This window comes from Streptomyces sp. CC224B (genome assembly GCF_030010595.1).
GTDB classification, from domain to species: domain Bacteria; phylum Actinomycetota; class Actinomycetes; order Streptomycetales; family Streptomycetaceae; genus Streptomyces; species Streptomyces longispororuber.
Map to the genome: position 1 here is coordinate 42,198 of NZ_JASCXL010000001.1, position 13,116 is coordinate 55,313.

A 13,116-nucleotide genomic window follows, 5' to 3' on the forward strand; every position below is an offset into this window, starting at 1 on the left:
GTGTCCTGAGACGGCGTGACATCGACGCGTCCTGAACTGACTACACACGGCGACGGATTTCTGTCCGGTCGACACTCTCCGCAAGGGCCGATTCACCTGGAACGGCAACGAGGCGCTCGTTGACCCCGCATCACTCGTTAGGTGGGGGACCGGCTGTCCACGGCGCCCCGACGGGACGGCGCGCCCGGCGACGTGGAACGCTCCGACGACCCCCACGGGAGGTACGGCGCCTGGCCCCTGGCGCAGGTGACGGCGCGTGGGACGCCTCACCGGCGCCGTGGCACGGGTACGCCGCCGGACACCCCGCCGGGCATCCCGTCGGACTCGCCGCCGGACACGCCGTACGGGTGTACCGGCGGCCCGGTGTACCGGCGGCCCGGCACGACGGGCCGTCACGCCGCGCCCGTCCCCCCCCGTGATCCCTGTCCGTTCCCTCCGCGCGAAGGAGACGTCTTGTCCATCCTGTTCACCGGTGCCACCGGGTTCCTCGGCAGCCGCGTTCTGCGCGAGCTGCTCGCCAAGGGCGGCGACGCACCGGTCACCGTCCTGGGGCGCGGCAGCGAACGCGCGCTCCGCGCCCGCACCGAAGCCGCGGTGACCTGGCTGGATGCCCCGTCCCTGCCGGCCGGTGCCCTGGACCGCCTGCGCTTCCTCAGCGGTGACATCACCCTGCCGGGGCTCGGCCTGTCGGCTGCGGACCGCGCCCGGGCGACCGACGGCGTGACCGAGATCTGGCACAGCGCGGCCCTGTTGAAGCTGGAGGGCGACCCGGTGCCGCTGCACACCGCCAACGTGCTCGGCACCCGGCACGTCCTGGAACTCGCCGACGAGGCGCCCGACGCCCGTCTGCTGCACGTCAGCACCGCCTACGTGGCCGGCCGCCGCCTCACCGGCCACGTCCTGGAGAGCGACCTGAGCGAGGAGTACGGCTTCCAGACGTCGTACGAGGAGAGCAAGTACACCGCCGAACGCCTGGTCCGCGCCTGGGCGGGGCGCACCCGCCGCCCGGTCACCGTCCTGCGGCCGAGCCTGCTCGCCACCGACCGGCCCGTGCCCGAACACCTGCCCGGGCAGCCCCTGGACGTCCTGCTGCGGCTCATCGACGACGGCATGCGCGCCCGCGCCGCCCACGGCCGCGGCCTGACGCGGTACCTGACGGGAGCGGGGCTGCGCGGAGAGGCGCTGCGGATCCGCGTCCCGGCGGACCCCGAGGGGGAGGGCAACGTGGTGCCCGCCGAGTACGCCGCGCGCGCCATGGTGCGCGTGGCGGACGCGGCCCGGTCCGCGGGGTGGGACGGCGTCCGTACGGTGCACGTCACCCACCCGCACAACACCACGGCCCGCGCCGCCGTCCTGGCGCTGGGCGCCCGCTACCCGGGGATCGCCGTCCACCTCGTACCGGAGGTGGAGCGGCCCACCCCCCTGGAAGCCCTGGTCGCCCGACAGGCCGCGGGCGTGCTCGGGTTCAGCGCGTTCCACCGGACCTACGACCGTACGAACCTGCTGGCGGCCGTGGGGGACCTGCCGGACCCCGCACCCGTCGACCACGCGTACCTGGCCCGCGCGTGCGGGGCCGGTCAGGTCGCCGTCCCGGCCTGACGCCTCCGGGTCGCGCCGGGTGTGGCGGGCGTGGCGGGCGCGGCGGGCGACGGGGGTGGTGGAAGCGCGGGCGCGGCGGGGCGACGGGGGTGGTGGAAGCGCGGGCGCGGCGGGGCGACGGAAGCGGTGTCCGCGTGCACCGGTTTGCGGTTTCCGCAAAAGGCAGGGGCCCCCGAGGCGCCTCCGGCGGATGCTGTGGGCACGACAACCACCGACCGAAGGTGCCGCCCGTGCGTACGCCCACCCCTGCTGTGACCACCCCTGCCGTGACCGCCTCAGCCGCCACCGCCGCGGCCGTGCCCGCCCTCGACGCCCGCAGGCGCCGGGCGGTCCTGGCGATCTGCGCCCTGAGCATGTTCCTGGTGGGGCTGGACACGACCATCGTCAACGTGGGCCTGCCCGCGATCGGCGACGGCCTCGGGACGAGCACGCGTCACCTGGAGTGGATCGTCGACGCCTACACCATCGTCCTGGCGAGCCTGCTGACCACGTCCGGGGCCCTGGCCGACCGCTTCGGACGGCGCCGCGTGTTCCAACTCGGCCTGGGCGTCTTCGGCGTGGCGTCGCTGGCGTGCGCGCTCGCCCCGTCCGCCGGGGCCCTGATCGCGGCCCGGGCCGTCCAGGGCGTCGGCGCCTCGATGCTGAGCCCGGTGGCCCTGGCGATCGTCGTCAACGCCACGCCGGACGCCCGGGAGCGCGCCCGCGCCATCGGGGTGTGGGCGGCGGTCTTCGGCCTGAGCATGGCCGCCGGGCCCGTCACCGGCGGCGCCCTCCTCGCCGCCCTCGACTGGCGGGCCCTGTTCTGGGTCAACGTCCCGGTGCTCGTCGCCGCGCTCGTCCTCAGCGCGCTGTTCGTCCCGGAGTCGCGCGCCCCGCGGCACCGCTCGCTCGACGTGCCCGGGCAGGCCCTGCTCATGCTCGTCGTCGGCCTCACCGTCGCGATCCTCATCGAGGGCCCGCACCGCGGGTGGACCGCGCCTCTGACCGTGGCCGGTTATGCGGCGGTCACCGCGGCGGCCGTCGCCTTCGTCGCCGTCGAACGCCGGCGCCGCGAACCGCTGATGGACCTCTCGCTGTTCCGCGCGCCCGCCTTCGGCGCCGCCGTCCTCGGTGCCATGGCCGTCTTCACCGCGCTGAACCTGACGCTGCTCCTGAACACCTACTACCTCCAGCACGCCCGCGGCCTCTCCGCGCTCCTCGCCGGGTGCGCCACCCTGCCCATGGCGCTGGCGGCCACCGTGTGCGCGCCCGTGGCCGGGGCCATGGTCGGCCGCCACGGCCCGCGCCGACCGCTGCTCATCGCCGCCGCGAGCCTGACCGCGGGCGCCCTGGCCCTCGTCGGCCTCAGCGACAGCACACCGCTCGCGCTGCTGCTCGGCGCCTACCTGGTCATCGGTGTCGGCGTGGGCTTCGCCAACGCGCCCCTCACCAACACCGCGGTCGGCGGCCTTCCCCGGGAGCGCGCCGGCGTCGCGGGCGCCATCACCTCGACCGCCCGCCAGGTCGGAGCGGCGGTCGGCGTCGCGGTGGCCGGGGGGCTCGTCGCCGGGCAGGACCCCGCCCGGCTCGCCCAGGCCTCGCACCCCGGCTGGCTCACCGCCGCGGCGTGCGGAGCGGCACTGTTCCTTGTGGCGCGCACCGTCCGTCCGGCCGCCTGAGGGCCCGACGCGGACTGAAAACTGCCTCCCTTCCCGGCCGACGGCCAAAAAGGGTTGTGCGAAAGGACAGGGCGTGCGCCTGGTTCAGGCGTTCGCGCGGACCACGTACGCCCCCGGGCTCCGGAAGGAGCGACGGTGGGGTGAGTGCTGGTCGCAAGGTTTTTTCTGACCAGAACTCGTTTCACATTGGGCAGGAACGCTTCGGTGATCACCGTCTGATGCACGCCCTTGATCGCTCTGCACATGATTAGTCCTATGAGATGACTTGCATTTGTTCTGTTGCTCCGTGGCCGGAACGTGCGGCTAGCTACTCACCGGGTCGCCGCCTCTCGTCCCGGGTTCCCGATGAACCAGGGCGAGGGCGGCCACGAACCGGCGCGCCGGTTCGTGGCCGGCCGGGGAGGCGGTGGCTGAAACCGGCATGAGGAGAAGCCATGAAGAAGGCTTACGAAGCTCCGACGCTCGCCCGCCTCGGAGCGTTCCGCCAGAAGACCGGGCTGCTGCAGCGCTCCGGCAACGACCGTCTGATCTTCAGCAAGAACTGACGGCCGACGGCTGGTAGCCCGACGTCATGAATGAACCGCACCACGGTGCGGGGGCGGGCCCCGGCGACGCGCACTTCGCGGTCTTTCCCGACCGCGAGGACGCGGCCGCCGTGGCCCGTTCCTTCGCCCGCCCCGGAACGCGCACGCTGCCCCACGCCTCGGGGCGGCCCTGGCTGGTCGGCTCCTGGCACGACGACGAGATCGTCACCGCCCGTGCCGGATCGGCCGCCGTCGCCGTCGTCGGCTGCTGTCCCGCCGACGCCGCCCGCCTGCACCGGCATGCCGCCCGGATGCGGGACCTCACCCGACTCGACGTCCTGGCCCGCACCCTGCCCGGCAGCCACCACCTGGTGGCGGCGCTCGACGGCCGGCTGCGCGTGCAGGGCACCGCGTCCGGCCTCCGGCTGGTGTTCCACGCCCGGATCGCGGGCGTGCACGTCGCCGCCACCAGCGCGGACGTCCTCGCTGCCGCGCTGGGCGCCGACCCCGACCCGCGGCAGGTGGCCGTCCGGCTGCTGTGGCCGGTTCCGCACCCGCTCGCGGAAGCGCCCCTGTGGCCGGGGATCACGGCGGTGTCCCCGCACGACGCGCTGTTCGTCGCGGCCGACGGGCGCTCGGTACGCCACGCGCGCTGGTGGACGCCGCCGGAGCCGGTCCGGACGCTCGCCGACGGCGCCGCCGACGTACGCGCCGCCCTCACCGAGGCCGTCGACGCCCGTACCCGCCAGGGAGGGGTGGTCAGTTGCGACCTGTCCGGCGGCCTCGACTCCACCTCCCTCTGCTTCCTCGCGGCACGCTCGCCCGCGAAGGTGGTGGCCAGCACCTGGCCCGGGCGGGACCCCGCCGACACCGACCTGCACTGGGCCCGGCTGGCGGCCCGGTCCCTGCCCGAGGTCGAGCACGTGGTCTGGGACGCGGACGCCTCGCCGCTGGTCTACCAGGACCTGCTCGGCATCGACGACCTCCTCGACGAGCCCACCATCGGGGTGATGGACCGCTCACGGGTCCTGCACCACCTGCCGGGCATGGCCGAGCGGGGCAGCCGGCTGCACCTGACCGGCATCGGCGGCGACCACGTGGCCTGGTGCTCCGAGGCGTACTACCACCGCCTCGCGCGCACCCGGCCGCTGTTCGCCCTGCGGCAGCTGCGCGGCTTCAAGGCGCTGTGGCAGTGGCCACTCGGCGCCATGGGCCGCGCCCTGGCCGACACCCGGCCGTACGGGACGTGGCTCGCCGACGCGAGCCGGAGCCTGCGCGACCCGCTGCCCGCCACCGCGATCACGAGCCTGGGCTGGGGCATGCCCCCGCGCCTGTTCGACTGGGTCACCCCCGAGGCCCGGGAGATGGCGGTAGGGGCCCTGCGCGAAGCCGCCGAGAGCGCCGTGCCGCTGCACCCGGACCGGGGCCTGCACGCCGACCTGGAGCAGGTCCACTCCTGTACGCGCATCATCCGGCAGTGGGACCGGATGGCCGCCAGGGCCGGTGTGCCGATGGCCTCCCCGTTCCTCGACGACCGCGTCATGGAGGCGTGCTTCGCGGTCCGCCCCGAGGACCGCGTGACCCCCTGGCAATACAAGCCCCTGCTCACCGCCGCCATGCGGGGGATCGTGCCGGACGCGTGCCTGCGGCGCACCACCAAGGCCGCGGCCTCCATGGACGCCGCCAACGGGCTGCGCGAGCACCGCGGCGACCTGCTGGCGCTCTGGGAGGACTCACGCCTCGAACGGCTCGGTCTGGTCGACGGCGAAGCCCTGCGCCGCCTGGCCCAGCGGCCGTCCACCCCCGGGCTGCACCACGGGATCCTCTACCCCACCATCGCCGCGGAGGTGTGGCTGCGCGGCCTGGCCCGCGCCACTCCCGCCCCCTCCTGAGCCCGCTCACGAGCGAAAGGCACGCACCATGGCACTGCGGTTCAACGCCACGGTCTCCACGGCGGAGACCGACTACGGCACCGTCCTCCTGGACGAGCGCAACGGCGCGTACTGGGAACTGAACCCCACCGCCACCCTGGTCGTCGGCGCCCTCATGCGGGGGGACGACGAAGCCGCGGCCGCCGAAGCCCTCGCCGCCCGGTTCGACGTCGACCGGGCGCGGGCGGAGCGGGACGTGGCGACCCTGGTGGCGGAGCTGCGCGCGGCGGGGCTCGCCCGATGACGACCCCCAGCGCGCTGACACCCCCCACGGCGGTGCCGTTCCCCCGGCGCCTGGCCGCCCGTCTCGTCCTCCTGCCCGCCCTCGCCCTGTCGTTCCTGCCGCCGCGCCGCCTCCGCGCCGTCCTCGGCTTCCTGCGCCGCGGCGCCGCCCCCGCCTCCGCGGCCGGGGCCGCCGGCGCCCGGGACGCCGTCTGCGCGGTGAGCCTGCGCTGCGCCGGGCCGCGCGGCTGCCTGCCCCGGTCCATCGGGGCCGCACTCCTGTGCCGGCTGGGCGGCACCTGGCCGACCTGGTGCACCGGCGTCCGCGTCGTGCCGCCCTTCACCGCCCACGCCTGGATCGAGGTCGAGGGCCACCCCGTGGGCGAAGGGGTGCCGGACGACTACTTCACCCGGCTCATCACCATCCCCCCGGAACCCCGGCAGGCCCGATGAGCGACACCACGGACGAGCCGCGCGACCGCTCGACGTGGGGCGCGATCACCACCACGCACCGGCTCACCGCCGGCCACCGGTCCGCCGTCGTCACCGCCACCGCCCTCACGCTCGCCGCGTCGGCGCTCGGGCTCGCCCAGCCGCTCGTCGCCAAGAACGTCGTGGACAGCGGGGGACAGGGCGGGACCTTCTGGCCGCTGCTGGCCGTCCTCGCGGCGCTGTTCGTCGCGGAGGCGGTCACCGGCGCGGTGGGGCGGTTCGTCCTGGAGCGCATGGGCGAGGGTGTCGTACGGCAGTTGCGCCACGGCCTGGTGGCGCGGCTGCTGCGGCTGGAGATGCGCGCGTACGACGAGCACCGCGGCGGTGACCTCATCGCACGCGTCACCGCGGACACCACCCTGCTGCGGGAAGTGGTGTCCCAGGCGCTGGTCGACCTCGTGACCGGGGTCCTCGTCGCCGCCGGGGCGATCGCCCTGATGGTCTGGATCGACCCGCTGCTGCTGCTCCTGGTCAGCCTGACCGTCGCCGTCGCCGCCGCGGTCGTGACCTCGCTGCTCAAGGGCATCCGGGCGGCCTCCGAGCGGATGCAGAACTCCGTCGGCGCGCTCGCCGCCGACCTGGAACGCGCGCTCGGCGCTCTGCCGATGGTGCGGGTGCACCGCGCCGAGGAGCGGGAGGCGGCCCGCATCGGGGAGCGCGTCGAGTCGGCGTACACCGCGGGGGTCCGCACGGCGAAGCTGGCGTCGGTGATGAGCCCCGCGGTCGAACTCGCCGTCCAGGGCTCCTTCCTACTCGTCCTGGTCATCGGCGGGCTGCGCGTCGGCGGGAACACCACCTCGCTCGGCGACCTGGTGGCCTTCCTGCTCTACGCCTCCTATCTGGTGCTGCCGCTGTCGTCCGTGTTCCGCGCGGTCGGCCTGATGCAGCGGGGCATGGGGGCCTACCAGCGGATCGAGCAGGCACTGTCGCTGCCCGCGGAGCCGACGGAGCCCGCGGAGCCGGCGGAGCGGCCCCAGCCGGTCGCGCGTCCGCGCCGGACGGTCCCCGAGGCCACCGCCGCCGCCCGCACGGCCGACGGGACACCGGCCCTGGCCCTGCGCGACGTCCACTTCGGCTACGACCCCGACCGGCCCGTGCTGCGCGGCCTCTCCCTCACCGTCCCCCGGCGCGGTCAGGTCGCCCTCGTCGGGCGGTCGGGGGCGGGCAAGAGCACGGTGTTCGCGCTGGTGGCCAGGTTCTACGAACCGGACTCCGGGGTGCTGCTGTTCGACGGGCGCCCCGCGACCGGGCTGAGCCGCGCCGCCTGCCGGGCCCGCATCGCCGTCGTCGACCAGAACACGCACGTCGTCCACGGCACGCTGCGGGACAACATCGCCTACGCCGTCCCCGACGCCGACGACGCGGACATCCGGCGTGTCGTCGAACTCGCCCAACTGGAGGGCGTCGTCAGCCGGTTGCGCGGCGGCCTGTCCGGCGTGCTCGGCGAGCGCGGCGCCACCCTCTCGGCCGGGGAACGGCAACGCGTGGCGCTCGCCCGCGCCCTCCTCGCCCGCCCCGCCCTGCTCCTGCTCGACGAGCCGACCTCCCACCTGGACGCCATCAACGAGAGCGCGCTCACCACGGTGATGAAGGACGTCACCCAGGAGTGCGCCGTGCTCGTCATCGCCCACCGGCTGTCCACCGTGCAGCACGCCGACCGGATCGTCGTACTCGACCACGGCCGCGCCGTGGCCTCCGGCGTCCACCAGGACCTGCTGACCACCAGCCCCGCCTACCACGCCCTGGCCACCCACCAGATGCTCCGCCACCCCGGCCCTCCGACCGGATGACGGCACGGAGCGGTGGGGTACGAGGGCCCGCCCCGGGGCGGGGGAGCCGCCCCGGGCCCCTCAGTCCTCGTCCGGCCCCGACAGGGCCTGAGTGATCATGCGGGTGGCGAAGTCGTGGTCGTCGGTGAGGCGGTTGATGTGCTCCGCGAGCAGGAAGGCGGTGGCCTCCAGGGGAGTCATCTCGTCCGCGGTCCAGTCCCCGTACTGCTTGCGCCACAGGTTCGGGCTCAGGCCGGTCCCCGCGGCGACGACCAGACCGGCCATGGTGGGGATGGCCTCGGGGCGGACGCTCTTGGGCATCATGCGCATCGTGGCCACCAGGTTGGGCACCACGTACTCGATGACGTCCCGGTCGTGGTCCTCGTAGGCCATCCGCAGCCACTTCATGAACAGGAAGATGAGCGTGCAGGTGCCGTCCAGGACGTCGTCGACCTCCCGGGGGCCCAGGGAGGCGATGAACTGGTCGACCAGGGCCTGCTGTTCGGGGTCGGCCTCGGTCCTGCCGTCGTAGACCGCCTTCAGGCGGGAGTCGATCATCATGAGCGCCGCGCTCACGTCGCCGGCGGGGGCGTTCCGGGGGTCACAGGGCGATGACACAGGATGTCCTCCTCGTGCGACCGCGGCAGGCGGCGCGGTGTGCCCGTACCGTAGACCGCCGACGGGGCATAGGTCCGGTGAATCCCGATTGTTCACCGGGGGCGCTCGTGGCGCCGGGGGCGGACGGCACCGGTGCGGCCGGTGTGGCCGGTGGCCGGTGACCGGTGGTCAGTGGCCGGTGGTCAGTGGCCGGGGTGCCGCCGCCCTCCGTCGGCCCGCGGCCCGTCCGGCCGCGGGGCCCGGATCAGCCGTCCCGCAGCCGGAGCACCGCGTGCCCGGTGGCCGGGTCGTGCCGCAGGACCACGTACCGGCCGAGGACGGCGAGGGCGACGAGGCAGGCGCTCATCTCCAGGCCCTCCTCCACGAGGGTGCCCAGCATGAGTGTGGTGCTGTGGCCGTTCTCCAGCGCCCAGCCGTTGAACGCCTCGGTCAGCAGGGCCCCGCCCAGGTACACCGCCAGGGCGCCCAGCAGGCCGTTGCGCAGGTCGCGCGGGAGCTTCCGCGCCCACAGCACCGCGCAGGCGGTGCCCACCACCGCGAGCACCGCGCCGGGCAGCACCCAGGCGTGCGTGGGCAGCGCGACGCCGGCCCACTCCTTCCACGACTTGCCCGCCTCGCCGAGGCGTTCGTGCAACGAGGCCGTCTCGTCGACGCTGAGCAGGGCGACCGCGACGGCGAGGCCGAGCCAGGACAGCCGCCCGGGGCGCGCGTCGCGCCCGCTGAGCAGCGCGGCGATCAGCGCCATGCCCGCCACGGCCAGCAGGAGCGTGCTGTTCCACCACGTGGCCAGGTTCGCTTCGAGGTCGACGTTCACGAACCTGCGGACGCCGGGGATGGCGTCGTAGTGGTTGTACACGCGCGTGGCGAGGTCGGTGACGAGTAAGGCCGCGGTGGCGCCGGCGGCGAGCCGCAGGACGCGGCGGGCCGGTGGACTCGCGAGCCCATCTCCGGCGCTGCGCTGGCGAGTTCGAGTTTCGGTCATGCTCTCGGAGGCTAGCGGCTCGTCCGGAGGGCCACATGCCCGGGGTGGCCGGTACCTTGCGCTTCCTCCGGGCTACCGGGCGGGTACGGCCGCCCTGTTGAGGCGGTGCGACCTCGTGCCGGTCGCCGCGCCCGCCCTCGCGCGGGACCCGGGGGAGAGGCACGGGGGCGGCCGTCGGTGCCGCCCACCCCCCTCGCCCTCGGCCGAGGCCGCCCCCCTACGCTCGGGATCATGCGGACCCCGCCGCGACCGTCCCGGTCGTCGGGGTCCGTGCGCCGTCCCACTCGCCGTACCCACGAGACAGAACCAGCCACCGGTGCCGCCGCCCGCCCCGGGCGGGCCGCGCGGCGCCACGTACCCCTGGAGAGCGCCGTGACCGAAGAGGACCGTAACGCCGACGTTCTGGGCGAAGCCGTCACGTTCATCAACGTCTTCGAGGTGCCCGCCGAGCACCTCGACGCGTTCGTCGCCCGGTGGGAGGAGCGCGCCGCGCTCATGAGCGCCAAGCCCGGCTTCATCGACTCCCGGCTGCACCGCGCCCGCTCATCGGAGACCCGGTTCCAGGTCGTCAACGTGGCGCACTGGGAGAGCGAGGAGGCGTGGCGGGAGGCCACGGCCGACCCGGAGTTCGGCACGCGCGCCCGCGCCGCGCAGGACGACCCGGACGTGGAGATCACGTCGAGCCGGGGCCTGTACGACGTCGCCGTCGAGTTCACCGCCGTGAGGTAGCGCGCCCGCGCCGCCGCGCGGCAGCACGTCACCGCCCGGCCGGGGCCGGGTGCCGGAGGGTCGCGTTGCGCGGGCCCGGCGGTCATCGGCCGCCGGGCCGCTCCCGTGCGAGGAGGGCGCGGAAGGAGCCCGGGGGCCGGCCGGTGACGCGCTGGACGGTGTCGGTGACGCGGTCCTCCGCCCCCTCGGCGACGGCCCGGTCCATGCCCGCGAGGAGTGCGGCGAACTCCGGCGGCGTTCCCGCCGCCACCAGGCGGTCGCGCATCTCCTCGTACGTCAGCCGGTGGTGCGTCACGGGACGCCCGGTGACCTCGGTGACGGCGGCGGCGATGTCGTCGTAGCCGAGTGCCTCCGGCCCGGTCAGGACGAGGTCGGTGCCGGGGGCCCGCTCGTCGGTCAGGGCGCGGACGGCGACGGCCGCGATGTCCTCGGCGTCGACGAAGCCGACCCGCCCGCTCCCCGCCGCGGTCCGGATGACGCCCTCGTCACGGATGCTCGCGGCGTGCAGGTGCGTGCCGGTGAAGTTCTGCATGGATTGCTAGGGACCGCTGAGGGGCGCTGCTTCGGGTGGAGCCGAGCGAGTTCACAGCATGTCGCCTGCTGGCTATAACACCAGTTCAGCCTGCTGTTCCGGAGGTGGACGACAGAGGGAATACCGAGGCAGAGCCTGCTCCCACAGATCCTCCGGGAACGCTGACGAGTTCCTGGGGAGTGTCTGGGGAGATCGACAAGGAATTGGGCACGCTCGTGAACCAGGCTTCCATCGCCTGGCGCCCGCGCCCGTCTGCCTCGGGCAGGAAGTGCCCGTACACCCTCAGCGTGATCGCCGCATCGGCATGGCCGAGCCACTTCGAGACTGCCACGGGATTCTCGCGTGAATCCAGCAGGACACTGGCGAAAGTGTGCCGCAGGCAGTGGAACCCCAACTCGTGTGCCGCCGGGTACACCAGGCGGTACCGCGGCCCCGTCTTCCGTTTCACCTTCGTCGGTTCGGGGATGAGGCTCACGGCCGCGAGAGCCGGCTTCCAGTGGTGCTGGTTCCACACGTTCGCCCGCACCGCCGAACCGTTACGGTTTGTCACCAGCAGCCGGTGGGTCTGTGGCGCCCGCTCGGTCGCCTCGCGTTTGGTCTGTGCGGGGCGCGGGTCTGTCCACGGCAGGGTCACTGCCTTTGCCGGATGGGAACCCAGGTGTTCACGGATCCGGACCGCCAAGGAGGGCGACATCGGCACGGTACGGGTCTTCCTCCCCTTCGGTAGGGAGAACGCCAGCTTGCCGCTGACGCACCGGATCTGTCGGCGAACGTGAATCACCTCGGCAGCGAAGTCGATATCCCCGTCGGCCAGCCCGAGCACCTCCCCTTGACGCAGACCTGCCCCGACGCCGAGATCCACGAGGATCTGGTAGTGCGGGGGCAGGGCTGCCTGCACCGCGCTGACGCACTCTCGGGTCCAGGCGCGTGCCTGGGTGGGCGGCTTGACGGGCGCTTTGATGGTCTTGGCCCGGCAGGGGTTCTTGCGGATGCGCTCGTCGTCCACGGCGCAGTCGAGGATGTTGTTGAGGTACTGCCAGACGGTGACAGCGGTGCCGGGGGCAATCACGCCCTCGAGGTCTTTGAGCCACACCCTCAGGGTGGCGACTTTGATCTGCCGCAGGGGCTGGCTGCCCAGATAGGGAATGATCTGGTTGCGGACCCTACGGCTGACGGTCTCCAACGTGGCCGGGTCGCCGGTGCGCCCTGGCCACCAGTGCTTGTCGATGTAGTCGCGCAAGAGCATGTTGCCGTCGCGCGGGTCGACGAACTCGCCCTTGTCGTTCTCGGCTTGAGCCGTGGCGAGCCATCGCTCAGCGGCGGACTTCTGCTTGTCCGGGAATGACCTGGCGCGCACGCCCGGGATGCCGGCGACCTTGTAGCGCTTGCCCTGGCCGTGACGTTCGGTCGGTACGTTGCGCTTGCCGTCGGGCCCCTTCTTGTACCAGCGGTCCTCGATGTATCCGGGCATGGGAGCTCCCTCGGCCGGTCAGACGGGCAGCATTTCGGGGGAGTCCATGGTGACGATCTCCCCACGCCAGACCTGGAACCACTGCCGGCCGTCCAGGAACTCCGCGATGGAGCGGTTAAGTACGGGCTCGATGTCGTCGATCGTCGCGGTAGGGGGGACGTAGAGGGCGACGTGGCCCTTGTGCTCACGGATCTCCACGGGCAGTGCTGACCGGAAGGGTGAGACCGCGAAGGTGCAGCGGACCGGGCTCTGCGGATGGTCGGCGGAGATGATCTCGCCTTCCCAGAGCTGGTACCACTGGGCCTTGGATACGAGATCGAGGAGCGTCGCGTTGAGCGAGGGTATGAACACCTGCGCCTGTACGCCGCGGGCGACGCTGATCTCCAGGAGGCCTCGGTCTTCGCGCCAGCCGGACAGCTTCCCTGGTGTGAGGTCGGCGGCTTGGTATACGACACGCAGCATGGCGGCCCCTCCCTTTGGCACGGTGCACCTGTGGCAGTTCGGCCACAGGTGCACGGTTGTGGAAGGGTACGACCTGATTACGCTTGGCCACAATTAGTCGTAGCAAAAGTCGACTTGAGGAATCGGC

The 13,116-nt window shown here is 73.6% G+C and carries 12 protein-coding genes and 1 pseudogene; 8 read left to right on the plus strand and 5 right to left on the minus strand.

Annotated features, from left to right (window positions below; genetic code table 11):
- The first annotated feature begins 453 nt into the window (after positions 1-453).
- The 7 genes from QK440_RS00155 (at position 454) to QK440_RS00185 (ending at position 8,216) form a co-directional block, all read left to right on the plus strand.
- On the plus strand, positions 454-1,599 hold the full coding sequence (locus QK440_RS00155) for an SDR family oxidoreductase (RefSeq protein ID WP_282790817.1): 1,146 nt from the start codon (positions 454-456) through the stop codon (positions 1,597-1,599).
- A 266-nt stretch (positions 1,600-1,865) separates the two neighbouring features.
- Complete coding sequence (locus QK440_RS00160; protein ID WP_282790818.1) at positions 1,866-3,257, plus strand: MFS transporter; 1,392 nt, start codon at positions 1,866-1,868, stop codon at positions 3,255-3,257.
- 434 nt (positions 3,258-3,691) lie between these two features.
- Complete coding sequence (locus QK440_RS00165; protein ID WP_282790819.1) at positions 3,692-3,802, plus strand: keywimysin-related RiPP; 111 nt, start codon at positions 3,692-3,694, stop codon at positions 3,800-3,802.
- 26 nt (positions 3,803-3,828) lie between these two features.
- Entirely contained in the window at positions 3,829-5,673 is a 1,845-nt protein-coding gene (locus tag QK440_RS00170) for a lasso peptide isopeptide bond-forming cyclase (RefSeq protein WP_282790820.1), read from the plus strand.
- 28 nt (positions 5,674-5,701) lie between these two features.
- Positions 5,702-5,956 (plus strand): lasso peptide biosynthesis PqqD family chaperone, encoded by a 255-nt coding sequence (locus tag QK440_RS00175; protein ID WP_282790821.1) that lies wholly within the window; start codon positions 5,702-5,704, stop codon positions 5,954-5,956.
- Entirely contained in the window at positions 5,953-6,387 is a 435-nt protein-coding gene (locus QK440_RS00180) for a lasso peptide biosynthesis B2 protein (RefSeq protein WP_282790822.1), read from the plus strand. Before QK440_RS00175 ends, QK440_RS00180 begins: the two co-directional genes overlap by 4 nt.
- A complete protein-coding gene (locus QK440_RS00185; protein ID WP_282790823.1) occupies positions 6,384-8,216 on the plus strand; it encodes an ABC transporter ATP-binding protein in 1,833 nt (610 codons plus the stop codon). Before QK440_RS00180 ends, QK440_RS00185 begins: the two co-directional genes overlap by 4 nt.
- A 60-nt stretch (positions 8,217-8,276) precedes the next feature.
- On the opposite strand, the gene QK440_RS00190 is transcribed toward QK440_RS00185, so the two are convergent.
- A complete protein-coding gene (locus QK440_RS00190; RefSeq protein WP_282790824.1) occupies positions 8,277-8,813 on the minus strand; it encodes a hypothetical protein in 537 nt (178 codons plus the stop codon).
- Positions 8,814-9,057: 244 nt separating this feature from the next.
- Entirely contained in the window at positions 9,058-9,795 is a 738-nt protein-coding gene (locus QK440_RS00195; protein WP_282790825.1) for a hypothetical protein, read from the minus strand.
- A gap of 372 nt (positions 9,796-10,167) precedes the next feature.
- Between QK440_RS00195 and QK440_RS00200 the strand changes: the two genes are divergently transcribed.
- Positions 10,168-10,524, plus strand: a complete 357-nt coding sequence (locus QK440_RS00200; RefSeq protein ID WP_282790826.1) for an antibiotic biosynthesis monooxygenase family protein — start codon at positions 10,168-10,170, stop codon at positions 10,522-10,524.
- An 82-nt stretch (positions 10,525-10,606) separates the two neighbouring features.
- Here QK440_RS00200 and QK440_RS00205 read toward each other — a convergent pair.
- The 3 genes and pseudogenes from QK440_RS00205 to QK440_RS00215 form a co-directional block, all read right to left on the minus strand.
- Positions 10,607-11,056, minus strand: a pseudogene (locus QK440_RS00205) (ergot alkaloid biosynthesis protein); the annotation flags it as partial.
- 85 nt (positions 11,057-11,141) lie between these two features.
- Positions 11,142-12,527, minus strand: a complete 1,386-nt coding sequence (locus QK440_RS00210; protein ID WP_282790827.1) for a site-specific integrase — start codon at positions 12,525-12,527, stop codon at positions 11,142-11,144.
- Positions 12,528-12,545: 18 nt separating this feature from the next.
- The gene (locus QK440_RS00215) at positions 12,546-12,989 is read right to left on the minus strand and encodes a hypothetical protein (RefSeq protein WP_282790828.1); all 444 of its coding nucleotides are present in this window, start codon (positions 12,987-12,989) and stop codon (positions 12,546-12,548) included.
- Positions 12,990-13,116 lie beyond the last annotated feature (127 nt).